Origin of the sequence: Orientia chuto str. Dubai, assembly GCF_000964595.1 — a bacterium.
GTDB classification, from domain to species: Bacteria; Pseudomonadota; Alphaproteobacteria; order Rickettsiales; family Rickettsiaceae; genus Orientia; species Orientia mediorientalis.
This window is the reverse complement of the sequence record NZ_LANP01000006.1, coordinates 1-26662: the sequence shown is the minus strand read 5'-3', so window position 1 is coordinate 26662 and position 26662 is coordinate 1. Positions and strand designations below refer to the sequence as shown.

Genomic DNA, 26662 nt, shown 5'->3' with positions numbered 1-26662 from the left:
TTTAATAGCTATTAGGAGTAAATATTATGCAAGACAGTCACACAAATAATATCGATAAAAATAATGAAAGCTCTCACCAAGATGATAATAAATCGTTAAAGCAAGAAGTTTCAGAAGTTCTAAATGATGATTTAATTCAGAAAAAAGATAATGAAATATCCCAACTCAATGATAATCTGCTAAGAGCAATTGCAGAAAATGAAAATATTATAAAAAGATATGAGCGCCAGTTACAAGAAGCTAAAGAATATTCTATCTTTAACTTTGCTAAGAATATACTTTCAGTTTTAGATGATTTAGGTCTTGCTTTAAGCACTATGGAACATCAATTAGATGATAGTAATAACCATGCAAATGAAAAAATTAAAAATGCTGTTGCTGGTATAGAAATGACACAAAAAAAATTATTATCAATTTTAAACCAGTATGGTATTGAGAAATTTGAGCCTAAAATAGGTGACAATTTTGATTCTAATATTCATCATGTTCTTTTGTTAGTTAAAGATGCTCAGTATGAAAAAGGCGCAATAACAAATGTTATGCAGGTTGGTTATAAGTTAAAAGATCGTCTACTAAGGCCTGCTATGGTATCTGTAGCAGAGTAAATTTTATTTTCTTTGAGATAAATATGTCTTGAGTATAAATACTGAAGTCTATATAATTTAGGCTATGCTAGAATATTTATATTTTAGATTTTTATTTCAAAAATGATTAACAAAATAGAATGTTTACTCACTTAGTTGAATTGATAACTTTATTATGTATAACTTTATTATTAATCAGAAAATTAATTTCTATACTTGGTAGTACTAATGAAGATGAAAGGAATAAATACAAGAGTTTCAAGTCATACTTTGGAGAACCTAGTAGCCTTAAGGATGTAACTAATACTACTGATATTACTAAGTATTCATCTGTTACTCGTTTATCATGTAATCATGATCTAGATTTTTTAAAGCAAAATAACTTAGTAATTCATGAAAATACTGATTATATAATTACTGAATTAGTAAAGCTAAAAAGCAAGGTGCATAGCTTTGATATTAATAAATTTTATAATACTGCTATAAATGTAATAAAAATTATTATTGAAGCAGTGAAAAATTCCGATCAAAAAAAAATTTCTTCCTTACTAGATGAAAGATTTATTGAGCAATTTCATCAAACCTCAAGCAAATATGTTAATATTGCTATTAACAATATTAACTTTAAGCTTTCCAGCATCAGTTCTCTTAGTAACAGTTTTTTTATTAAGATATTAATAGAAATAGATGGTAGCAATTTTAAAGAAGAGTGGAGATTTAGTAAGAATATTACTGTACCAGGTCCACAATGGTATTTAAGCAATATTGAAGAATTATAGTTAAAAAAAAGTGTCTATTTTTTGCTTCCAAAGGTTATGAAAGATATTTTTTAATAGCAAAAAAGTAGTTTTTGTGATAGCATGTGCTTTTTATATTTTAATCAAGCAAAAATATCATTATTAAGTGACTCAACTACAATTTTCTATAGTAAGTTTTTATTGTTTTATCAACATAGAAGATCCAGGTCTTTTATTGCCAAGGCTATTACTCCTATGTAAGGAAAAATATATCAAAGGTACTATTCTTATTGCAAATGAAGGAATTAACGGCTCCATTTCTGGGACAGAAAATAATGTTAACATTGTTGTTAATAAAATCAAGAGTTTCTTAGGTGGGAATATTGATCTAAATATTAAAATAAACTATTGTAGCTATAATCCATTTGATAAATTAAAAGTAAAATTAAAAAATGAAATTATAGCCTTGGGTATTGGAAATATAGATGTGCAGTCTTTAATGGGGCAATACATACAGGCTAGCGACTGGGGGGATTTTATTTCACAGCCAGATTGTATAGTAATAGATACTCGCAATGATTATGAAACTAATATCGGGGCTTTTAAAAATGCTGTTGTTCCTAATACCAATACATTTAAACAATTTCCTCATTGGGTTCATCAACATAAAGAAAAGCTAAAAGGAAAAAAAATTGCTATGTATTGTACTGGAGGTATAAGATGTGTTAAATCTACTTCGTATCTGAAAGCTTTAGGTTTTTCTCAGGTTTATCATCTAAAAGGTGGAATATTGCAGTATCTTGCAGATACTAGTAATATACGAAATTTGTGGCAAGGTAACTGCTTTGTGTTTGATAATAGAATAGCAGTTGACAGTAACCTCAGGCCAATTAATAACTGTTCTTCAGTAGCAATGCAAATTAGGCATTATTATAGTTAATAGTTTAAAATAATAATGCAAATACAAAAGTATATATTTTGTCTATTGCTACAGCTTTTTCACTTTTAAGCTATATTTCTGTTTTTACTTACACTTCATCTCTTTCTTACACAATAGTGTTAAAAGATGTCTATAAAAACCCAAGTAAAATAATAGCTTAAAGGTTACTGCTAAAGTTTTCCCATAATGCGAATCGATGTAAGTCAACTTTGAAGCTAAATTAGGATCTGAGTTCATTTTGTTTTTTAACATATTACTTTTAATTGAATCCCTAATTTATATACATATAAAAATTTTGTCACACACTATCAAAAACTTATAAAGTTCCTTTAAAAGTAGGATTTTTTAAACCCAAAAAGTCCAAATAGCCTATAAATTTACGGCAAATCTAAAATTTTCTAACAATAAATAATATTGATGTTTTTTGTAGCTTATAAGTACTAGTTATATTAATAATTGTTCTGTTTCTCAGGAAATAGAGACTATCCTATTCATAATCAATTATTATAAGCATCCATAACAATTTTTTTTCTAATAGTTAACTATTGTTTTCATTTTGATGTTGCACTTGGGAGGTTTCTAATATTCCTCCATTCGAAGCTTTATAATGCAATTTTAAAAACTTGTTTTCTTTGAAATTAATTTTTTTATTAATGTGTAAAATAAAATTTATTATTTTTAACAACTATGTATGTCTAGAGAATTGATTAATATCTTTTATATATATACTTAATTGGCAGAGAATCAAAAAATTCATTTGCTAGAATAATTGTTGGATAATTAACAACTTGGTTAATATACTCAATGTACTGCAGATTTGAATTACTCTCAACAAAAGCTAGATCTATACCATTACTAAATTTTTGCATTTTTATAGCATTAATAATTTTTCATAATACTGTTATTAGTACCTAATTCTGCAAGATGAATTTTTTTTAAGTTTATATCATAATTTACACCATATTCCTATAAATGAAACATATAATGATATTATAAAATCTTTATAAGTGCTAATTATTCATTGTATATAACACTTATTTATTATGCTCTTAAACAGAGCACTTCTATTAGATCTTAAAAAAAATAATTTCTATAATATTTTTTCTATTATAATTGTTGAATTTTAACACTGTATCTGTAAAGTTAGTATAGTTTATAACTTATGAATAATTATTTTCTTAGGTTTAGAAAATTCTAAAAAAACATAAAATATAATAATATAAGTATTTTAAATTATTATTAAGTAAATATTAATTAATATATATTAAATGATGTTAAATCTAAAAGTTTCAAAAGAACAAGCTAAAGTAGTAGTAGCAATGTCCGGTGGAGTAGACAGTTCTACTGTTGCTGCTCTTCTGAAAGAAAATGGATATAATGTTATTGGCATTACTATGCAATTATATAATCATGATGCAACTATCAATCGAAAGGGGGCATGTTGTGCAGGGCAGGATATTTATGATGCTAAGATGATAGCTAATCAGTTGCAAATTCCTCATTATGTTCTTAATTATCAAGATAGATTTAAAGAATCAGTAATTGATAATTTTGTTGAATCTTATATTAATGGTGAAACGCCATTACCTTGTGTTCAATGTAATCAATCTGTAAAATTTCATGATTTATTAAACTTTGCTAAAGACCTTCAAGCTGACGCATTAGTAACTGGTCATTATGTTAGGCGCATTGATAGTGCTAACGGAGTAGAATTACATAAAGCTGTTGACAATAAAAAAGACCAAAGTTATTTTTTGTTTGCTACTACAAAATCTCAATTACAATACCTACACTTCCCTTTAGGAAATATGACAAAAGATGAAACTAGGTACCATGCTAATCGTCATAGTCTGCATATTGCAAATAAGCCAGATAGTCAAGATATTTGTTTTGTAGTTGATGGGTCATACCATAACATTGTTGAAAAATTAAGACCAGATGCAAAAAGGCCTGGTAAAATTGTGCATATTGATGGTTATGTTCTTGGTGAGCATCAAGGTATTATAAATTTTACCATAGGTCAAAGACGCAGAATAGGAATAAGTGCTTCTGAAGCTCTATATGTTATTAAAATTGATGCAAAACAAAATATAGTGTATGTTGGCCCAGAATCAATGTTGTTTAAAAAAACTTTTATAATTTATAATTTAAACTGGCTAGGGCCAGGAAATATTCTAGTAGAACCATTAGATGTTGAGGTAAAAGTACGTTCTACACACTCAGCTGTGTACGCTAAATTATATCCTTATCATAATTCAGCTGCAAAAGTTGTTTTAACAAAACCCGAGAAAGCTATTGCACCAGGGCAAGCTTGTGTAATATATAAAGGGGACTTGGTATTGGGAGGTGGATGGATTGCATAAACTTTAAGAAATTAAAGAAACATATCAATGCATAATTAGTATTCTTATTTAATAGAAAGAATTATATGAATAATTAAAATTATGCAGCTAAAAAATTATTATTAACACTAAGTTTTGAATTATAATGATTTAGGTATTGTATTTAGAGGTAAAAAAAATAACATATAAGTTTATATATAAAGAATTGAAATATAACATCTCTGTTTTATAGGTGTGATTTCATCAAAATTAGCAATAAATAGCTAGAATGTAAGAACCTGAAATTAATGTGGTGGGCGATGACAGACTTGAACTGCCGACTTTCTCGGTGTAAACGAGATGCTCTACCAACTGAACTAATCGCCCATATACTAAAGATTCTTGATAACCTAAGCAATAAAAATCCATACATAATTAAACATTAATATACCAATACTCATATAGTAATTTAACTAGCATGGAGCGGGTGATGGGACTTGAACCCACGGCTTTTACCTTGGCAAGGTAATACTCTACCACTGAGTTACACCCGCATTATAACAATTAATGCTGTAATAATACAGATAAGTTATAAAAAGTGCAAGAATAAAATAACTAACCTTTATTTATCTGACATAAGGAAGATATAAACCTATAATACATCAGTTTTTGATTGGAAAGTTTAGCATTAATAGAAGGTTTAATAGGGCTTAGATAATAAAAAAACTAAGGAGAATAATAAGATACAAGCATTCCATATTGCACTACGTTTATATGTCTAAGATCAAAAGAACCTTTTAATAATGCACTGATACATTTTCAATAATTGAACGTTTACATAGTAAAATGTTTTCACAAGAATTTATTTTTCATATTTGCTTTATCGCAGTCACCAACTTTAATTCTCGATCCCAAAGATCAAAAAACAATTTTTGTTTTAAATATACTTGATTACCAAATACAAAACTAATTAATATGCTTTGTTAATTCAGGGACAGAAGCACTGTCATCCATATTTCCTTTAGTTAGTTTAAGGTCTTGGATTTTATTGTTCATTAATTAACAAGTGTAATTTTAATCCTAAAAACAAGCTTTTACTAGTTTTGCTAAAAGTTGTAATATCCATTTGATTTCTAAAGGCTATTTTAAATGACAGATAGCAATTGGTTAGAGTATCTCTTATACTTCATTTGTTGTGTGTTAAGCTATTTTTTTGCAATTTACTTTTCCAAGCTCTCTTCATCTAATCCTCTTGCTAATCTAAAATCTAGGCAATAATGCTAATTATTAATAGTTTACCAGTTCTTTACAGCAGGATTTTTGAGGATATTACTAAACTTAAGTAGATTAGCGTCTTTAATAAACGATAATTTTTCAGTCTGTTTATGCTGATTATTTTTTATTCTTTAAGTTAACGAAGTGTATGCACTTATTATGAGTTTGATGAAATAAATCATGTTTCAATTTTTGATTGAAATTATTAGCAAATTAAGATATATTTTCCTTGTTTTGCTTGAAGAGTTACTGGGAGGTATATAATAGTAATTTCTGTCCTATAATTTGCAGGTTTTTAATTCTTTAAGTTAATCAAAAATAATAACTATAACGGTAATTTATTATGAATCAGGAGGATTTAGCACAACAGGTAGTTGAATTAATAAAACATAGGCAATATTCACCAGCAAGAAGGTTATTAATTGAAAACAAAGATAATGAGGATATTGACATGGAGTATGTTGATACAAAATTATCTTCAGAGCTTTCAACAGCACAGGGAGAGGGTTTTATAAATTTTTGTAAGAACATTGCCGATTATAGTCGTACTCATAGCTATGCATTTAATGGTCCGTATCTTATTAATGAAGGCATGTATTGCCTCCAGCAAGCAGCAACTCTTTTTAAGCAAGGCAAATTAGACTTTAACACAGCGATGTCATTTTTTGGAGGTATGGATGTTAGTACAGCAATTGCGTTGTTAACGGCACCTCAAGAAAATATGAGGTTTGGCAGTAGTTCTATGTCTCATCAAGAATTATATGAATGTGGTACGAATGTTACAAGTATTTTGATGGATTGCGCTATGGAGAATCTGAAATATAAATGCATAGGTAAGGAAGAAAATGAATTTATAAGTCAAAAACTTGATTTTTGTGCTCGATGCCTAAATTTGCTTGGAATGGAAGCAAGGCCAGAGTTAGATCAGGTACTGAGTAGAAGAATTGGCTGTATTTTAGAAAAAAGCAGTAATCCTCAGAATCTTTTAACCTTAGATGCATATCTTACACATACAACAATGTTTCGTTTGATAGATCACAATTGCTTAGCAAGTGCTAAGCTATTAATCAATAGTGGAGCAAGTATACATCCTCCATCAGGGGATGTATTAACTCTCCTAGATGCAGCTCTAAAATACAATAACTATGATTTGGCTAAGATGTTAGTGCAGCGTGGTGTTGACTCATTAGAAGGAACTGATGATAAAAATCTATCTTCTGCAATGGTATCTTTACTCCATACACAGCAATTTTTTAAAGATACTGGTTATTTTAAAGAGAATAAATCTATACCAGATCAAGTGTTAGAAGACTCTATAAAAATAAGTGCTTTTATTAAACAGGATAAAAGTCTTCGCAATAGTAGCTGGCCTATATTAAAAGCTGAAGTTGATAGTGGTACCCTTATGTCTCAAATGGCTTATGAAGTTAGATCTGATCCATCTTTACATTCGTATTTTATAGAGTTAACACAATTAGAATTGTCAAAGTTACAGCTATCGTCAGCTACAGGTATAGATACAAACAATGAAACTAGTACTGCGCATAGAGATAAGTATGTTAGTCAAAAAAGCAAAGCGAATGCAGGTAGAGCTTTGCAGTAACCTGAGTGCAATAGTTCAATATAATAAACCTGCTAAGATATAAATATTATAGCCACGATCAAACAAAATGGGAGATTATATATCTCTGATAAAGAAGGATACAACACCTTCGTGTTGTAGATGATTTCGTCAAAATCAGTAATAAATTGATTAACTTGTCTTTTAACCAAACTAACTAAAACTTCAGGGATAAGCTATTTACAGATTAAATCCAAAACTCTAGTATTTTAATATTCTTACTTGAATAGTATCGCCATCTTAGAAATGTTCTTTTGATCTTAAACATACAAGAAAAACACCGCTCAGAATTGTATAGTTTCGTTCATATATTCTCAGCTGCTTATTGCCTTAAGCATACTAATCTTCTATTAATTTTAAATTTCTAATTCAAAACTGAGATTTAAAAGCTGCTTCAAACTTTATAAGTTTGCTTTTTTTAAATGAAATGAAGAGAATTTTTTCATAAGCTAGTTTTGAGTATAGAAAAATAAAGATGTATATTTTAAACTTTAATTTAAAAACTTAGTGATATATCTTAAACATTAAAAGTAGTGTTTTTATGAATCGTGAATTCCCTTCAGGAGTTGAATTATTAAAATGGTATATCTATATGGATGTTAATGATAACATAGTTAGTGATAATATAGAATCTTCAAACCAATTTAATTCAATTAATAAAGAAAAAGTATTGAGCGAGCAAATCTCAGTTGGCTCCACTACTCAAAATTTAGATTCAAGACAACTTGCAGATAGCATACATACATTAGCAGATTTAAAATCTGCTGTAATTTCTTTTGATGGTTGTTTACTCAAAAAGACAGCCCAAAATACAGTATTTGGAGATGGTATCACATCAGCTCCAATTATGCTTATCGGGGAAGCACCTGGGCAAAATGAAGATAAATATGGTATTCCTTTTTGTGGTGAAAGTGGTAAGCTGCTTGATAATATGTTAAAATCTATTAATTTATCTCGAGCTAAAAATGTATATATTACTAATACAGTATTTTGGCGTCCACCTGCTAATCGTAGGCCTACATCTGAGGAACTGGCAATTTGTCGTCCATTTGTGGAAAAACATATTGCCCTAATCAATCCTAAGTTAATAATCCTAGTTGGTAGCACTGCAGCAGTAAGCCTGTTAGGTGATCATGTTAAAATTTCTAAAATTAGACAAGAATATTTTCTATATAAAAACTGCTATCTATCCTTCTCAATTCCTATTACCGCAATCTTTCATCCAGCTTATATGCTAAGGCAACCTTTACAAAAAAAAGCCTGCTGGTATGACTTGCTAAAAATACAGCAATTTATATTAAAGAATATATAGTAAAAATACTAATAATTTATGATAATGCTAGTTGCTTCTTAATTCTTTAGCTAGGATTTTGTTTTTTTATTTTTCTTCATTGTTACATATAAATCTTATGCAACTTAATATAAAGCAGCTTAAGTTTAGTTTTATTCATAATAATTATATTATAGAGATTTATAAATCTAAAACTGAGGTTTAAAGCTAGTTCTATGATGAATAGTTTTACCGTAGGTTTTAATTGCTTCAATATGTAACTTAGTACCATACCCACAATTATTATTCCAACCATAAACCGGGTGTTCCTTATGCAAAATCTGCATCATATGGTCTCTTGTTACTTTAGCTACTATTGAAGCAGATGCTATAGAGTAGCAAGTGCTATCGCCATGCACTATACTAATAAATCTCTTATCAAAGAAATTCATATTACCATCTACTATAACTTTTGTAGGTGTAATTACTAAATTCTTAACTGCTCTTATGCATGCCATCTTTGTTGCTTCTAGGATATTATATTTATCAATTTCTTGAACTGAAGCAATGCCAATACTGTAACAATAATTGTGAATAATCTTATTATAACAACTTTCTCGCTTTAGCTTAGATAAAACCTTTGAGTCTTTAATATCATCTATTATTACTGACTGACTGATAACTACAGCAGCAGCTACTACTGGTCCAGCTAATGAACCTCTCCCAGCTTCATCTACTCCTGCTACTACTTCGAAAGCATAATTCTGTTCAATGTTCAAATTTGGCTTCATATCTTTATTAAAATTTTTGGAAAATACTATATTATGCGATAAATCTTATATATTAAATTTACTGCAAAATGCTAATTAAAATAATGACAAGGATGTAAATAAAATTTATAAAGAATGATATACTTAATACATCAAAATACAGTATTAATTATGAATATTTATCTCTAAGTTTTAGATTGAAGAATTAGGTAGTAGAAGGCTTCTAGAGAGGCAAATTGTGAACAAAAAAATAGCTTAATAGATGGCTTACAAAGGATAACCTCGTCTACTAAATAAGTATGAAAAACATATCAAACATAAAGAAGAAGAAAAGCTGATTTTTTATTAACTCTTTTATACTTTATAGAGCCTACTATCAATTTGTGTTAAATTTTATTAATTTTTCAATATTCAACTTTAACATGAAATCAAGCCTTCTAATAATCGCGTTAGCTAATACTTTATGCCAAATAAAAAAATCTATAGTAAATCTTGCATTGTCTCGTTATCCATCGAACCACCAGCAGCACATATATTTAATTCTTCTTCATATAAGCTTGGTTTTATCTCATATCCTCCACTCTCATTTTTAATGCAATATTTTTGAATTGCATTGTTTGAATGAATATATACACTTTTATTATTTGATGGCAAAGATCGTTCATAACCACTCTTTAGGCGACTTTCATCCACAGCATTTTTTTAAATATATCTACAGCGTTGCAACTAATAATAATTCCTTCTCTTTTTGATTTGCAAATATTTTCTATCAAAGGTGCAATATTTATCTGTGAGACTTCTACTATGTTACTACAATACTCATTCAACAAATCAAGCGGAGCATTTTTAAATACAGAAATTATGATTCTATCGTCTGTTGGTAGTATTACAGAATTATTACTATGTTTTCTTATTTTTTGATTCGTCAGCGATACGTTAGCTAAACAATCTGTATAAGTGTCAGTACATAATATAGATTCAAATTCTTCATCTGCAAGCTTACGATTTTTATCTATTATTGTTCTAGTTGTATTTACATCATCATCAGAATCATCAACTATGTCGTCACAGTAATCCTGACACTCCTCTATTATTGTTCCATCATCTTCAGCCTTTATATTATAGTAAGATAATACTTTATATGGGCTTATTTGTATATATTCTCTTCTATGATTTTGCAATTCTTCTACAGTTACTGTTCCAGCGATAATTTTTTCAACAAGCTCATAATTATTGAGAATAACAGCACTTCTTAATACGCTATTGCATCTATCCATATTTACCATAATTATTATGTATATTCTTTATGTTATTGATATTTTCATTAAGAAAACATAATATAAATGAAAATATCAATAACATATATTAATACTCATTGATTTATGCATTAACTAAAATAGACCAGCTATATCAAAATTATTGATTCTTTCAAGCATGCTTACTGAACTTTCAATATAATCTTTTAAGCTAAGCTAGCATAATTAAAATTCAGAGTAAATATATGTGCTGTTTAAAAAAATATAAGATTAAACCCATAAAGACTTTATTTACAATCTCTGAAGAAAAGTTATACTGGAATATCACAAATAATTGTTGCAAACTTGATTTACTCACTTTTTTCCATATTTCAATTACATAGTAATACTTCTATTCTTAATGACTTTAAATCCTACCTAAGAAACGAAAGAAAAAAATATTCCAAAACAAATATCTGAACGATATTAATATATGTATTAAAAAACGAATTAAAATAATGCTTGGTTTTTTCATAGTGATAATATTAACTATGTACCAGTATAGAAATCGTATAACTTAAGCAGATAGTTGGAGCTAATGATCATGTATCTACTTTTGAGAATTTTCAAAATGCTAATGACAGCATAACATCTAAAATCTCAAATTTTATATAAATTAATAAATATGCCACACTAAATGTAACAGAATTAGTTTTATATTTGCTTAGTTGACTTTTATATATTACCGAAAATTATATTATGCTCTTTTTTATTGAAGAGATTGACAATCACAATTCATTGTAAGCACTCAAAATTTTGCTTTGCATTTGTTGCAAAGAAAATTGCTGTAATGCAAATTTCCTAGCTTGCTTTCGCATAATTTGCATTTTATTACTTGTTAAATTTAGCAATGCATACTTGATTTTTTCTGATAAATCATGTGCATCATCTGTATTAGTATAAAATCCAGTAGCTTCATTAGCTATTGTTTCCATAGTGCTGCCAATATTGCTAGCAATTACAACTTTTTCCATAGCTTGAGCTTCAACTACAACGCGACTAAATGCTTCTGGTTCAATGGAGGGACAAAGAACAATATCAGCTAAAGCATATAATTCTGGTGGATAAACCATAGATCCGAAAATCTGAATTTTGCTTTGCAACTTATAATGCATAATCTTTTTTCTTATTGCATTAGTAAAATTGCGGTTAGATAAAGTATCTCCAACCATAATACAATAAAAATTACAATCTTTTATGATATTTAAGGCTTCAATTACAACTTCATGTCCTTTCCACTTAGTCATTTTAGCTGGCAATAATATTACACAAACATCTGTTGGAATATTATACATTGCTCTGCATTGCTCCAACTTACTCTGTTCGATATTTTCAGGATTAAAATAATCTAAATCAATACCACGATGTATTACTCTAATTTTTTCTTCAGATACATTATAGTGTCTTATAATGTGATTTTTAACAAAATTTGAAACTACAATAACTATATCGCCTTTAACCATGATACTGTTGTACATTCTTCTAATTAGAGTTGAAAAATTATAAAATCCATGAAAGGTAGTAATAAATTTAATCTTAGTCTTACGAGCTGCAAGATATGAGCTAAAAGCAGGTGCTCTAGACCTAGCATGTATTATATCAACTTTTTGTTGTTTTATGATGTCTGATAGTACAGCATGATTACGCCAAATAATGAATGGATTCTTACTTTTTGTATTTACTAGATAATGAGTGCTGCCAGTATTATTTAACTGTTCAAGAAGAACGCCACCAGATGATGCTACTAGAGATTTGTAGCCATTTTGTACTAGATAGTTAGCAACATCAATAGTACCACGTTCAACTCCGATATTTACTAGTGATGGAGTAACTTGCAAAATTGTTTTTTTATGGTAAGTTATACTCATAATATTTTCCAATCTTTAATATAGATACTAGATAATATAATGCATAAAATTTATAGCTTAGATGATGGCAGGTTTATTGCTTATAAACAACATAAAAGTAAAAAAAATAGTTTAATTAATATTGTTTTTCTCCATGGTATGATGTCAAACATGGCAGGTAAGAAGTCTAATTATTTGCATCACCTATGTCAAGAAGAAGATCTTAACTTCTTAGCTTTTGATAATTATGGACATGGTAATTCTTCAGGTAGATTTATTGATCAAACAATTGAAAGTTGGTTTGATGCTACTCAAGCTATTATGTATCATACTAGCAACAATTTTAAAAATATTATTGTTGGCTCAAGTTTAGGAGGTTGGTTAGCAATGTTAGCTGCTGTTAAAAATAATATCGATATTAGTGGAGTAGTTGCTCTATCTCCTGCAATAGATTTTACAGAAACTTTAATTTGGAATAAGCTTACAGAAAAAAATAAATACCTTATGGTTAATAAAGGGTATATTGAGTTGAGCGGAAATAGTTGTAATAGTAAATATTCTATAAGTTATAATCTAATATCTAATGCTAGAAAATATTTATTATTGAATAAATCTACTATTAATATTCAGTGCCCACTTGCTATTATTCATGGTATGCAAGACCAGGAGGTACCATATCAAGAATCTGTAAATCTGATTAATAGAGTTCAAACTTGTTACTCTACCTTGAAGCTATTAAGATATGCAGACCACTTTCTTTCTGATCCTGCTAGCCTAAGTAATATATCTTATGCTATCAAAGAAATTATGCAGCAAATAAATAGTTAAGATTAGATAACAACACTACATAACACAAATTTATAACTGCAAGAACTTTGTAACGATATTCAAATATAAGCTGCAAAACAGTGTGACATTTAAGTATTAATTTATCAATATTACTGTATAAGAGTTAGTAACCTATCTTATTGTATATGCAAGTACCAAAAAAGCTTGACTAAATACTAATCTAGATGAAAATTTGATTGCATAAAAGCAAGAGCTAATCTTCATTTAGAAAACAATGGGCTGAGTATTGTTTTTTATTAATTTCTTAGTGCATATAGTTTCTTATTTTATATTATAACATTGTTATTAAACTTAATTTTTACATTTTCTTTCTCTATAATCATCATAATCTAGTGTTTAAAAAAGGTTGGTAGTAGTTTAAAGACAAAGATTTAAGCAAAAAATAGAAATACACTAGTTAGCTTTTATATATAAAATAAGTATATATAAAATGAGTAGTAAAACACTATTATAAAAAAAAGCTAGAAAGATGTCTTTGTTATAATAATTTCACTATCAGAAAGCAAAAACTTACCTGTAATTTAGGTACAAATACATTAACTCTTAAAATTATTGATGCAAAAATTCTAAATTATATTTATAATGAAAGCCATTTTAAAACTTTAAATTAGGCATATTAATGTTAAAGTGCATATTATCTGGTATACAGGTTACTGGGAAGCAGCATCTTGGAAATTATTTAGGATCAATACGAAAGTGGGTTCAAATACAATCAGAATACCAATCCATATTTTTCCTTGCTAATCTACATTCAATTACTACTACGCAGGAACCACTAGAATTACATAAGTCAACATTGAGTGCAGCCTGTATGCTTCTAGCTTGTGGAATAAACCCAAAACAATCAATAATTTTTCTTCAGTCTGACGTAAAAGAGCATTCAGAGCTTGCATGGATATTAAATTGTATTACTCCACTTGGTCAATTGAAGCGAATGACTCAATTTAAGGATAAAACTATCAATGATAGCTCAAATTATGTCAGCTTAGGGTTATTGGCATATCCTGTGTTAATGGCTGCAGATGTTCTACTATATCAAGCGGATTTAGTACCAGTAGGAGCCGATCAAAAACAACATTTAGAACTAATAAGAGATATAGTTAAAATAGTGCACCATAAATTTAATGATAGTACAATTTTTAAGCTACCAGAACCATTCATAGATCATATTACTGGAAAAGTTATGAGTTTAAAAGATGGCAAAAAAAAAATGAGTAAGTCTGATATTTCAGATTTTAGTAGAATTAATCTAATAGATTCTCCAGATGTAATTTTTCAGAAGTTACAAAAAGCAAAAACGGATTGTCAGCCTCGGATTACTTATGATCCTGTAGATAGACCAGAAGTTTCTAACTTAATTAACATATTTGCTGCATTATCTAATAGAAATACTAATGATATAGTAAAAGAATATGAGTATTCAGAATTAATAAAATTTAAAAAAGATTTAGCAATGTTAATTATAGATTGCCTTAATCCAATTTTAAAAGAATATAACAATTACATGAATAATTTAGATTATGTTAACCAAGTATTAGTTGCTGGAGCTAATCAAGCTAGAATAATAGCTGTAAAAACTATAACAAGGATAAAGAAAAAATTTGGGCTACAAGTTTTTTCTAATTAGACTTTTTATACTTTAAGCAGAATAGAAAAAATGATGAACTATAATTTGATATATCAATTTATAATATGAATAATTTTTGTTTTAATTTAAAAAACAATTGTAAAGCTTGATTAATTAATTTTATCTTGTATTTTTTTGTCTTTTACTAAGTGTTATTAGCATATTGTCTTACTTAATCTTGCAGATAACTTGGTGTTGACTAATTTTGAATGTTGCAGCATAATGTTTTTTATTGATGGCTGTGCGGTTGCACAAAATCTATAGGTTTTTGTGAGGAAAGTCCGAGCTCCATAAAAACATAGTGCTGGGTAATACCCAGCAGAAGTAATTCTAGGGAAAGTGCCACAGAGAATATACCGCCAAAAGATTTTGGTAAGGGTGAAAAGGTAAGGTAAGAGCTTACCGGTAGTTTGGTAATAAATTACGCATGGTAAACCCCACTAGGAGCAAGACCAAATAGAAGCAATACATAACTGGAATAATGTTATAATAGATGTTTTTATCTAGTTGCTTGGGTAGGTCGCTTGAGGTAAATAGTAATATTTATCCCAGATAAATAACCGTAATATTTTACAGAACTCGGCTTATAGGCCATCAATATAATTATTAGTTGTGTCAAAATGAGAAAAGTATATCATTACCATTTATGCCCTTTTTCAAGGCAATTAAGAGTTATATTAAAAGAAGTAGGTTCGATATTTACTTTAATAAAGGAAGAATTCTGGTTGAAAAAGAAAGAATTCATTGCTCTTAATCCAAATGGTGAATTACCGGTATTAGTAGAACCATCTGGGTTAGTAATATATAACATTTTCACCATTATTGAATACTTGAAAGAAATTGAGCAAAATTTTTATTTTATGGGTAATAAGTCAGAAGATAATGTTGCATTAGAAAGTTGTTCACTTGGTTTAATAATAAGTTTTATCATGAGGTTACAAAAATAATATTAGATGAAAAACTAATTAAATTTTTAAAAAATTGTAACTCCCCGAGAACAGATTTATTAAAATCTGCAAAAGCTAATCAAAAGCTCCATTTTAATATGATTGCTAATCTTTTGCAAGTAAATTCCTATTTAACTGGAGATCGAATAACTATTGCAGATGTTGCTGCAGCTAGTCATATATCAGTAATAGACTATTTTAATGAAGTTATTTGGGATTATTATCCTAATGTTAAAGATTGGTATATGCTGATAAAATCTAGGCCTAGCTTTAAGCCATTATTGCAAGATTATGCTCCAGGATTTTTTCCGCCTAAGCATTATGCTGAATTAGATTTTTAAAGAATGACCATAGAAAGTTTATTATGGTTAGGCAATGATAAACTTCTTTCCTCTAAACCTCTAACATAATTTTCTTTCTAATTTCAAACTAATGTTAATCTATAGTTAAGTTTCTAGATATTTCCTTACACCATCATGTTTTTAATAGCAAAATTTCCAATTTTTTTTACCCCATCATCTCCATAGTAGAGCAACATTGCTTTGATTTTCTATCTTAAATTCTTTTATTTTACTCACTTTTCAGGCAAGGTATATTGCTTTATAAAGTAAGTCAGATTTCTTATGGGGTTTTTATAGAGTATTACTTTCTAGTTTAAATGTAAATTCGGTAGCCTATGATGTGTTAATCAATGCTTATTTATACTTTTTACCTACTGAGTTTTTTTTGATGTTTGCTCAGTAGTTTATAACTATATTATAATAAAAGTACGCTAGATAGTTTGAAGTTTTTTTCTTATAGAAGAATTAGGAACAACATTATATTCCTGCGCTATTAATATTAACTTTACTGACTTTAAAAATCTCTCTTTTTTGATTTTTGCTCTTTTATTCTTCTAGACATAACTTGTGATACCACAGAGCTCGATTGACCTTCCTTCTCTTCGCTAGCTTGTTTTCTTTTTTCTATAATACGTGAGACTGCAGTTTGTGGAGATGAAGAACTATCTTCAGTTCCTATATGCTTACCAATTGTTTGGCCAATTAAGCTTAAACTTTGAGTTGTTTGAGCTATACCTTGATCAATATCTTCTTGCTTATCGGTAGTATTAATATTGCTAGCCATTGTATGTAAGACAGCCTTCTGCTCAGCTTCCTGATTAATGGCAGTAGACTTATCTTTTGTTTTTAAGAATGCTCCACTCATTATACCATGAATAGATAGTCCATGGGCATCTGCTATGTGCAATAAAATAGAGCAGCCTAGTGATTCTTTTTTATTAGATATAAAATCAGCTACAGCCATAATACTGTGCCCAGCACTTGTAGATAACTCTGATGGTCTAAGCCTCTTGTCTTGCACGAATTGCTGTAAAAACTGCCTAACATTTTGATTAACTAGCTCGGGATTTATATAACCATTGCTTATACCTGTATTTGTACACTTTCGCTTTCGATTTAATATTTCATCTATAGATTTCTCGAAGAAATTACTAAGCTTGGCTACAGTCTCTAAGCGTGGATTTGGCTTAGCACTAGCAATTAATGCACATACTTCAGTATAAGATACCCCACTTCCTTGAGCCATCTCCATTCTAGTCATGTGTTTCATTTGGTTTTTTAGAAACTTTGAAATTTGCCGTCCAACATTTCCCATAAAATTTTTTCTAATTAATATATATTACAAGCTAAACCATATATAAGTTCTACGCAAGTTGATTTTATTATACTATATTTTAGTATTCTGTTATTAATTAACATTCGTTGTATTTTTGTTATATAGTATTGTAGCTAAAAATTTTTGTATTTTTGAGATAAAACATATTATTCTACTGTTGATTAATTTACTCTCATACTGCTTAATTATTATTAATGATACAAAAATGAAATATACTTAAAACATGAAACATAAAGTAGTTCCTATTTATCTTCAACATTCCAAACTAATTAAACGCGCAATTTTTTTATCAATTGCAACTGCAAGTATCATTTTAGCAATTAAGCTATATGGATGGATGACTACTAACTCAGTAGCATTATTTGCTTCTTTGCTTGATTCTATGCTAGATATTTCTTCATCCTTAATAAATATGATAGCAGTGCATATAATGCTACTGCCTCCTGATGATAATCATCGCTTTGGCCATAACAAAGTACAAGATTTAGCTATCTTTTCTCAAGAATATTCTTTTTTTGTTCTGCGATTTTTACGTTATTTTCAGCTGTTAACAAATTCTTTAATTTTCATGAAGTTAGTCATCATAATGTTGGAATAAATGTTATGATCATATCATCTGTTTGTATATTTATATTAGTTTGTTATCAGAACTATGTGTATAAGAAAACTCAATCTTACATTGTTAAAGTTGATAAATTTCATAATTTTGTTGATCTATTAACTAACTTATCAGTTATTATATCACTAAAAATTAGCATAAATCTATGGTTTATTGATTTAATATTTGCAATTTTGATTAGCATATATTTACTATATGGATGTATAAAACTCTTTAGAAAGGCCCTTAAAAATCTTCTTGATCATGAGTTTGATAAAACAGAAAAACAAAAAATTTTGAATATTATTCGTCAAAATACGCAAGTTTTAGGAGTACATGAGCTTAAAACTAGATATGCTGGTAATAAAGCATTTATTCAGTGCCACCTAGAAGTTGATGGTAATATGACTTTACTTCAGGCTCATGAAATTGCTGAAGACATTAGTACAAAAATTGAGCAAGCGTTTCCTGATTGTGAGGTACTAATACATCAAGACCCTGCTGGCTATGAGCAGAGTGTAATGTATCAAGAGAAAATTTGATACAATATACCATTCTTTAAATTACCTACTCGAGTAAAATAATTATGTTATAGTTATGTTTATGGTACAAGCACTAGAGCAAGCTTTACAAGCGTTTAGATCAGAAGAAGTACCTGTAGGAGCAGTTATAGTTAATCGAGCAACAAGAACTGTGTTAACTAGTGCTTATAATCAAGTTGAAAAAACAGCAAATCCTATTTATCATGCTGAAATTATTGCAATTAATCAAGCTTGTAACTTATTAGGCTCTAAATATCTATATGGTCACGATATATATGTTACCTTAGAGCCTTGTACAATGTGTGCCACCGCATTAGCTTATGCTAGAGTTGATCGTATATTTTTTGGGGCATATGATAAAAAATTTGGAGCACTGGAAAATGGTGTACGACTTTTTTATAATACAGTAATATATCATAAACCAGAAATATACGGTGGAATTATGGAGCTACAATCAAAGAAACTACTACAAAAGTTTTTTGATAATCTTAGGAAAAAAAATAAACAAATTATATTAAGTTAGACATTAAAATTTGCTAGAATACAGGTATTATTTGGTTATATAGATTAAAACCATGCCTAAAAAATGACTAAAATAGATATTAGTACAATTAATATTGACCAGTTAACATCAGCTAGTGCTAAGGAAATCATAGAATTTTTAACTTTAGAGTTACAAAAATATGATAAAGCTTATTATAATGATGATAGTCCATTAATTAGTGATGCTCAATATGATTTGCTAAAAAATTTGAATAACAAAATTATAGCAAAGTTTCCCAATGTAGCTCTAGCAAATACGCAATCTCAAAAAGTTGGGTTTACTCCTAATACACAATTTTCAAAGGTAGTACATCTTAAGCCAATGCTATCATTGGCTAATGCTTTTTGCGTTAAAGATATCAACAATTTTATTACTAAAATACAAAATTTTTTAAGAATTGATTACTGCCCTCAAATAGTTTGTGAATATAAAATCGATGGATTATCATTTAGTGCTAGATATAAGCATGGAACATTAACATTAGCAAGTACGAGAGGTGATGGCCATATTGGAGAAAATATTACTGAAAATTTAAAGACTATAAAATTCTTTCCACAAACTCTACCTATTACTGATAAAATATTTGAAGTTAGGGGAGAAATTTATATTACTAATGATGACTTTCAAGCTTTAAATACTCAACAACAGAAATTAGGTAAAGCTTTATTTGCTAATTCACGTAATGCAGCTGCTGGTTCTATCAGGCAACTTGATCCTGCTATTACAGCTCAAAGACCACTAAAATACTTTGTTTATGCATTAGGAGAATCATCCAATCCAGATTTTGCTGCTACTCAGTTTGAGTTACTGCAGAAATTATCTCAGCTTGGGTTTCTTGTTAATGAAGATTATATATTATCAAATGATCTTAATTCAATAATAGAATTTTATAATCAAGTTTTTGCAAAACGTTCAAAATTAGCATTTGAGATAGATGGAATAGTATATAAAATCAATGATCTTGCTTTACAGAAAAGATTAGGAGCTACTAGTACTAGTCCACGCTTTGCTATAGCTTATAAATTTCCATCATTAATTGGCAGAACACAAATAACTGATATTGTATTTCAAGTTGGAAAAACAGGGGCCATAACTCCTGTAGCAATGCTAGTACCTATTAATATTGCTGGAGTAACAATATCAAGAGCAACGTTACATAACAACCAAGAAATAGAGTTGAAAGATATTAGAATTGGTGATTATGTTTTTTTGCAAAGAGCTGGAGATGTAATTCCTAAAATTAATGGAGTTGATTTTTCAGCTAGAAATAATCAACAAGTTGTTAAGGTTTTATTTCCAAATAAATGCCCGTCTTGTCAGCAAGATTTAGTTATTAGCGAAGGAGAAACAATAGTAAGGTGCAGTAATAGTTTAACTTGTCCAGCTCAAATTTACGAGCGTATATGTCACTTTGTATCAAAGGATGCATTAAATATTGATGGATTAGGCAGACAGAAAATTCAATTTCTACTGAATAATCAGTATATATCAAATATAGTTGATATATTCTTGCTTGAAGAAAATAATAAAGTTTTTTATTTAAATAAACTTGAAAATATAGATGGTTGGGGAATAAAATCTGTAAATAAGCTATTTGAAAATATCAATCAAGCTAAAAATGTTACTCTAGATAAGTTTATTTATTCATTAGCTATTAAGCATATTGGTAAATATAGTGCTAAATTGCTAGCGAAAGAATTTAAAACAGCTAAAAATTTTATAGATAAAGCACTAAAACTAGCAAATAACTTTACAGAAATATATGAACAACTAAATAATATAGAGGGCTTAGGAGTAAAAACTACTAGCCAGTTAAAACAATTTTTTATGGTTTCTGCTAATGTGGATTTAATAACAAAACTTATTAATATATTAACTATACAGGATTGGCAGGTTCAGAAAAATAATCTGATATTATCGAATCAAAATGTAGTATTTACTGGAACTTTTGCTACTGTTTCGCGTGCAGAAATTAAATTACAAGCAGAGAAATTAGGAGCTAAAGTTGGTACTCAAATATCTAATAATACTAATTTATTAGTAGTAGGCTCTAAAGCTGGAAATAAGCTAAAGCAAGCTCAAGAAATAGGAATAAAAATTATTGATGAAACTGAATGGGTTAAAATGGTTAATGAATTATGAATAATAATGAACAAAGGCTAAAGCAATTAAGACAGAAATTTTTAGAATTTAACATCAGCGGTTATATTGTTCCTTCAAGTAATGAATACCAAAGTGAATGCGCTCCTAAATATGCACGAAGACTAGAATATATTACCGGCTTTTCCGGATCATATGGTATCGCTATAATCACAACAAACAAAGCTGTATTGTTTACTGATGGACGATATTTAATTCAAGCAAGTAAACAAGTTGATTTGAAACAATTTAAAATTATAGATATTCAAAATATTATGGATACTGATTTGGGTAGTATTCTTGCAAATGATGACAATATAACAATAGGTTATGATCCTTATCTTTTAAACTTAAATTCAATTCGCTATTTCCAACAGTTAAAATTAAAGCCTATAGAGCCAAATTTAATTGACTTGATTTGGAATGATCAACCTTGCAAGCCATCAACTAATGCTTGGATTTATTCAGTAGATTATGCAGGACAGACCATTAAAGATAAACTTTCTAAGTTATTTATTGAGCTTAAAAATAAAAATGTTGGCGGATATTTTATTACTGATTCTACTTCAATATGCTGGCTACTCAATCTTAGAGCTTTTGATACAGAATTCACTCCTTTAATGCTTTCCTATGCTTATTTAGATTGCAAAACACAATCAGTACATCTTTTTACTAATTTAGAGCGTTTAAATCAATCTGTTAGGCAACATCTTAATCAAGGCTATCATACCATTAAATTATATTTAGAAACAGATATTAATGCTGTATTATGCAAAATTACAGATAAAATTCTTATCAATGAAAGCTGCCCTTTAGGCTTTTTAAGTATAATTAAAAATAAGCAAATTATTAAACAGCAACATGATTTATGTGCAACAATGAAGGCTTGCAAAAATCAAGTTGAAATTGATGCTGCTAAGCAATGTCATGTTAATGATGCAGTTGCAATGTGTGAGTTTTTTGCTTGGTTAGACGATATGATTTCTCAATGTAAACTTGAATCAGCAAATATTACTGAATTCAGTTTAAGTGAAATGCTTACTAATTTTCGAAAAAAACAACCAAATTATATTTGTAATAGTTTTGATAGTATATGTGGTTTTAATGAAAATAGTGCCATTATACATTATAAACCAATAAAAGAATCTGCGAAGCTAATTAGAAATCATGGAATTTTATTAATAGATTCTGGAGGTCAATATCTTGGTGGTACTACTGATATTACTCGAACAATAGTAATTGGCCAAGCTACTCAGATGCAAAAAGAGAGATATACAAAGATTTTAAAGGGGCACATATCTTTATTAAATAGTGTTTTTCCATATGGAACAGTAGGAAGTAATCTAGATGTTATAGCTAGAAGGAACTTATGGCAAAATGGACTTGATTATCATCATGGTACTGGTCATGGAGTTAGTAATTGTCTTAGTGTTCATGAAGGCCCTCAATCTATTGCTCAATATAACAACGGTATAGCATTAGTTCCAGGTATGATACTTTCAAATGAACCAGGTTACTATAAAGAAGGCGAATATGGTATTAGAATAGAAAATCTTATGTTTGTGAAAAATTCACAATATGATGGGTTTTTAGAATTTGAGACCTTAACACTTGTTCCATATTGTAAAGATCTTATTTTAACATCACTACTAACTAATGAAGAAAAAAAATATATTTGGCATTATTATCAAAGAATAAGTAATGACGTAAAACCACTTCTTAGTAGCCAAGCTAAATCATGGCTTAAAAAGCATATATAAAAATATTATGATTAAATATCAGGTAGTACATATTATCTCAGTTTTGGATTAAGATTTTAGAATTAAGAGAAGGTTAATAATTAATCAACTAAGGAAGATAAATATATGGACAACAGCATTCCATGCTGATGATGATGGGTTTAAAGAACTTGTTAATGCTTTATTAAGCTATTTTTTCACGATTTAGCACTCTAAGTATTCTCCTACCCCTTATCAACACTGAAGTTAGAGGTATGTACTAGTATAAGGCCTGCTGTTATCACCTATTGGTTCTTTATCAAATTCAGAATTATTAATACAATAAAGCTCTATATTTGCTTCAGATAGTGATTGATACATGCCATGCTCTATTAACTCTTCTAAAGAATTACTAGTCTTGCATTGCGGTAACTTGTATGAATCAAAACGCTTAAAATATGGTAGCTTAAATAATTTAATACTGTTAATAATATTACTTTTAACTGGTGGCAGCACTTGTTGCTTATCTAATAGCGGTAGTTGACTTTCAGAACTTGCTAATTTTGCTGCTATTTCTAATTCTTGAAATTCTCGAAATGGTAGCTTATGCTTTAAAAGATTAATAGAACTGTTAAAAGAGAATAATTTCTTAAATATATTACTATTACAGCATTGATGATAAATAAAATTGTTCGCTTGCAATAAAGATTTTATTTCAGGCAAAATAGTTTTATTATTAATTTTAAGCTTAGTATTATCTTTATTATAAAGCTTTAATAATTCTAATGTAGTTGTTATTTTATTATTGTTAATAACAACACTTAATGCATCTTCCAGTATGATATTGCTATTGAACTTTAGCTTGCAACGTATAATACAAGAATCAAAATCAATATTAATATCTTGAAAAACATTAAACATAATATTAAGCATTTCAGCTGTATGATTACTACTAAGAGTATAGTTATTTTTTGCTTCTACTATAGTCTGTAACACAATACAAAAAATTACTCCTGTTAATGTTAATTTAACATCACCATTGTTATTATCGAAGTTATGTATATACTTAATATGTTCATTGATACTTTCTATAAAAAACTTAAATAACTCTAGATTTTGATTTTCTATAGCATGTCTAATTCCTATGTATGAAATTTTTATTTTATTTGTAAAACAAGAACTATCGTCTTCAATTTGAAATGTTACCAATTCTTTTGCTTCAGCAATTTCACGCTCTTTGCCAAATTTAATGAGGTAATCTACTCTATTTCTAATTTTGATTAAGTCAGTTGTATCATCAATGGTCTTGCTTACCAAAGCATTTCCTAATTCATCACTAATAACTTCTATAATTAAATTATCAATTTCATTAATTAAATTATCAACTTCTTTATCGCTTAATTCATTAGCTTTATTTATTTTGCTAGCAATACCATTAATTAAACTATCAAGCAGTTTTGCATTTTGCCCCCCGGCTTTAGCAGGAATTTGATGTAAGATATCTAGTATTTTTTGAATATACTGATGATTTGTTAAAATATCACCATCATCAATTATATCAACATAGTTTGCAATATTATTTAGCTCATCAATTAGAGTACTTATATTAATCATCTTTATACCTCCATTAATTATCAGTAGTACGCTTAATATAAGTCAAAAAAGCACAAAACGAAATTTAAAGTTGCAGTATAGTGCTAAAATAATACAACATGAGTTTAGTATAAATCTTAATTTTGGATTAGAAAAAGAATTAGGTAGAAGACTTAGATAGGTAAATTGTGAAAAATAGCTTAACAAAATGGTTTACAAATTACTCTGGGAAGAATTTTAAAAATTTTTTTTTTAAGAGGCAATCTTATGAAAAAAACTATAATAGCTCTATACTGTTTTATAGATGATTTTATTTGCTCCAACTATGTTTAAGGATTTAAATTTAGCAACTGATCTAGGGAATGTTTATCAATATGAATTTGATAATTAATGAACCTAGAAAATAAGTGAGTAAATGTATTAATTGAACCAGATGAAAATATTAAACTCTGCATTAGAATACATGACCTAAATCGCTACTGTAATTAATGGAATGGTTATGTGAAGGATATCAACTCCTTAAAGCATGACCTACTCTATGTTCAATATAATCTAGAATTTGTGACTTGAGTTGAAAATACTAAGCAATAAAGAGGATATATATCACTTAACACTTTTTTTATTAAAAACTATAGACTGCAAGAAGAAGTATAGAAAAGTTAATTTTTCTTAACTTGCAAACTTCGTAAAATCTACTATTAGCGTATGTGTTAATTAATTTAGTTAATATGCAACCTTAACTATAACTGTATAAGAATTGTTTGTCAATATTGCTAACAGGTTTAAAGAAATCACAAGTAATATTACATCGCAAATTTTAAACTAAAAATTTAATTTTCAATTTAACAACTAAAACTTAGAATTTATAAACTCAAATCTTAAATTGAGGAGATTTTTAAGCTCAAATTAAATGTTACAAAATTATTACAAAAAGTTTGCTATAAAACGAAAGTCATAATATTAGGTCAATAATTTAACTAAAAAATTGATAGAGTATAAGTTGATTATTTTTTATAAAACATGGAGGAATTGAGTATGCCAGCAGTAAAATTTACAATAGTAGAGTTAAGAAAAATTGAGATTCCAAGTGAAGGTAGAGTAATATATAGAGATGAATGTGAGAAAGGACTTATAATTAGTGTCATACCCTAGTGAAAAAGGTTGAAAGTCATATTCAATCTAAAGAAGAAGAAAAGTTAATTTTTGTTAACTTTCGCACTTTATAGAACCTGCTATTAACTTGTGTTAACTTTTATTAATTTTTGTAATTAATATTCAACCTTAACTATAATTAAATTTGCAAAATTTGTCAATATTATAAAAAAAATTAATGCAAAAGGTCGAATATAAGGAGAATAAAATTTAGGAAATTTAGCACTAATTTTTAATTCAGAAGTTGAACTAATGATCAAGAAACGCATACAACCTAAGGGTAAATCAAGCGTTTTTCAATTCAGATGTATTATGAATGAATTAATATAAAAAAATTGCTATAAAACAAGCATAATTATTTGATCAGTTATTTAACCACAGTGTAATATTTATTAATAATATACATAAATTATATAGTAATTATGTCTTCAATAGTATTAAAGTTTACAAATAGATTACTAAGTAAAATAGACACTCCGATGAAAAAATAACAATAGTTTATAGAGATGAAACTGAAAGAGGACTTGTTTTAAGAGTGTCGAGTAGTGGAACAAAAATCTTTTATTTGTACAAGAAATATAAAAACCAGGGGCTAAAAATAAAAATAGGACCATAT

19 protein-coding genes, 2 tRNA genes, 1 other RNA gene and 1 pseudogene are annotated in these 26662 nt (G+C 28.3%); 15 read left to right on the top strand and 8 right to left on the bottom strand.

Translation table 11 applies throughout. The annotated features are described in order from the left end of the window. Window positions 1-26 precede the first annotated feature (26 nt). From OCHUTO_RS01415 to mnmA, 4 genes are all read left to right on the top strand, one after another. Window positions 27-605: a nucleotide exchange factor GrpE gene (locus OCHUTO_RS01415; protein ID WP_045797085.1), complete on the top strand. Its 579-nt coding sequence runs from the start codon at window positions 27-29 to the stop codon at window positions 603-605. Between the two features lie 119 nt (window positions 606-724). Then, window positions 725-1363, top strand: a complete 639-nt coding sequence (locus tag OCHUTO_RS01410) for a Tim44 domain-containing protein (protein ID WP_045797084.1) — start codon at window positions 725-727, stop codon at window positions 1361-1363. 124 nt (window positions 1364-1487) lie between these two features. Further along, window positions 1488-2261: an oxygen-dependent tRNA uridine(34) hydroxylase TrhO gene (trhO, locus tag OCHUTO_RS01405; RefSeq protein WP_045797083.1), complete on the top strand. Its 774-nt coding sequence runs from the start codon at window positions 1488-1490 to the stop codon at window positions 2259-2261. A 1271-nt stretch (window positions 2262-3532) separates the two neighbouring features. Continuing rightward, window positions 3533-4624, top strand: a complete 1092-nt coding sequence (mnmA, locus tag OCHUTO_RS01400; protein WP_045797098.1) for a tRNA 2-thiouridine(34) synthase MnmA — start codon at window positions 3533-3535, stop codon at window positions 4622-4624. A gap of 269 nt (window positions 4625-4893) precedes the next feature. Here the strand turns inward: mnmA and OCHUTO_RS01395 are convergent. Further along, window positions 4894-4969, bottom strand: a tRNA-Val gene (locus OCHUTO_RS01395). Between the two features lie 92 nt (window positions 4970-5061). Next, window positions 5062-5136: transfer RNA gene (locus tag OCHUTO_RS01390), tRNA-Gly, on the bottom strand. 1064 nt (window positions 5137-6200) lie between these two features. Here OCHUTO_RS01390 and OCHUTO_RS01385 point away from each other — a divergent pair. Further along, window positions 6201-7460: an ankyrin repeat domain-containing protein gene (locus OCHUTO_RS01385; protein ID WP_045797082.1), complete on the top strand. Its 1260-nt coding sequence runs from the start codon at window positions 6201-6203 to the stop codon at window positions 7458-7460. A 559-nt stretch (window positions 7461-8019) separates the two neighbouring features. Further along, complete coding sequence (locus OCHUTO_RS01380) at window positions 8020-8790, top strand: uracil-DNA glycosylase (protein WP_045797081.1); 771 nt, start codon at window positions 8020-8022, stop codon at window positions 8788-8790. A gap of 167 nt (window positions 8791-8957) precedes the next feature. Here OCHUTO_RS01380 and OCHUTO_RS01375 read toward each other — a convergent pair whose 3' ends face one another. From OCHUTO_RS01375 to OCHUTO_RS01365, 4 genes are all read right to left on the bottom strand, one after another. Beyond that, window positions 8958-9539 carry a ribonuclease HII gene (locus OCHUTO_RS01375; RefSeq protein WP_045797080.1) on the bottom strand — a complete coding sequence of 194 codons (582 nt, stop codon included), beginning with the start codon at window positions 9537-9539 and terminating at the stop codon, window positions 8958-8960. Between the two features lie 459 nt (window positions 9540-9998). Further along, a complete protein-coding gene (locus OCHUTO_RS05725) occupies window positions 9999-10211 on the bottom strand; it encodes a hypothetical protein (RefSeq protein WP_156961265.1) in 213 nt (70 codons plus the stop codon). Then, a complete protein-coding gene (locus tag OCHUTO_RS01370; protein ID WP_156961264.1) occupies window positions 10193-10804 on the bottom strand; it encodes a hypothetical protein in 612 nt (203 codons plus the stop codon). Before OCHUTO_RS01370 ends, OCHUTO_RS05725 begins: the two co-directional genes overlap by 19 nt. A gap of 737 nt (window positions 10805-11541) precedes the next feature. Beyond that, entirely contained in the window at window positions 11542-12681 is a 1140-nt protein-coding gene (locus OCHUTO_RS01365) for a glycosyltransferase family 4 protein (protein ID WP_084215319.1), read from the bottom strand. 39 nt (window positions 12682-12720) lie between these two features. On the opposite strand from OCHUTO_RS01365, the gene OCHUTO_RS01360 reads away from it, so the two are divergent. From OCHUTO_RS01360 to OCHUTO_RS07015, 5 genes are all read left to right on the top strand, one after another. Further along, complete coding sequence (locus tag OCHUTO_RS01360; protein ID WP_045797077.1) at window positions 12721-13488, top strand: alpha/beta hydrolase; 768 nt, start codon at window positions 12721-12723, stop codon at window positions 13486-13488. Window positions 13489-14128: 640 nt separating this feature from the next. Continuing rightward, on the top strand, window positions 14129-15136 hold the full coding sequence (gene trpS / locus OCHUTO_RS01355) for a tryptophan--tRNA ligase (RefSeq protein WP_045797076.1): 1008 nt from the start codon (window positions 14129-14131) through the stop codon (window positions 15134-15136). 231 nt (window positions 15137-15367) lie between these two features. Continuing rightward, window positions 15368-15739: RNase P RNA component class A (gene rnpB / locus OCHUTO_RS04795), an RNA gene on the top strand. A 17-nt stretch (window positions 15740-15756) separates the two neighbouring features. After that, window positions 15757-16083 (top strand): glutathione S-transferase family protein, encoded by a 327-nt coding sequence (locus OCHUTO_RS07020; RefSeq protein ID WP_232296917.1) that lies wholly within the window; start codon window positions 15757-15759, stop codon window positions 16081-16083. Then, a complete protein-coding gene (locus tag OCHUTO_RS07015) occupies window positions 16035-16424 on the top strand; it encodes a glutathione S-transferase family protein (RefSeq protein WP_232296916.1) in 390 nt (129 codons plus the stop codon). The genes OCHUTO_RS07020 and OCHUTO_RS07015 overlap by 49 nt, the downstream gene beginning before the upstream one ends. Window positions 16425-16938: 514 nt before the next feature. Here the strand turns inward: OCHUTO_RS07015 and OCHUTO_RS01345 are convergent. Further along, window positions 16939-17739, bottom strand: coding sequence for a helix-turn-helix domain-containing protein (locus OCHUTO_RS01345; RefSeq protein ID WP_045797075.1), 801 nt, complete (start codon window positions 17737-17739; stop codon window positions 16939-16941). A gap of 244 nt (window positions 17740-17983) precedes the next feature. Here OCHUTO_RS01345 and OCHUTO_RS01340 point away from each other — a divergent pair. The 4 genes and pseudogenes from OCHUTO_RS01340 (at window position 17984) to OCHUTO_RS01325 (ending at window position 23343) form a co-directional block, all read left to right on the top strand. Then, window positions 17984-18900, top strand: a pseudogene (locus OCHUTO_RS01340) (cation diffusion facilitator family transporter). 55 nt (window positions 18901-18955) lie between these two features. After that, window positions 18956-19423: a nucleoside deaminase gene (locus OCHUTO_RS01335; RefSeq protein WP_045797074.1), complete on the top strand. Its 468-nt coding sequence runs from the start codon at window positions 18956-18958 to the stop codon at window positions 19421-19423. A 63-nt stretch (window positions 19424-19486) separates the two neighbouring features. Then, on the top strand, window positions 19487-21586 hold the full coding sequence (gene ligA, locus OCHUTO_RS01330; protein WP_045797073.1) for an NAD-dependent DNA ligase LigA: 2100 nt from the start codon (window positions 19487-19489) through the stop codon (window positions 21584-21586). Then, the gene (locus OCHUTO_RS01325) at window positions 21583-23343 is read left to right on the top strand and encodes an aminopeptidase P family protein (protein ID WP_045797072.1); all 1761 of its coding nucleotides are present in this window, start codon (window positions 21583-21585) and stop codon (window positions 23341-23343) included. The genes ligA and OCHUTO_RS01325 overlap by 4 nt, the downstream gene beginning before the upstream one ends. A 225-nt stretch (window positions 23344-23568) precedes the next feature. Here OCHUTO_RS01325 and OCHUTO_RS01320 read toward each other — a convergent pair whose 3' ends face one another. Beyond that, window positions 23569-24915, bottom strand: a complete 1347-nt coding sequence (locus OCHUTO_RS01320) for a hypothetical protein (RefSeq protein WP_045797071.1) — start codon at window positions 24913-24915, stop codon at window positions 23569-23571. Window positions 24916-26662 lie beyond the last annotated feature (1747 nt).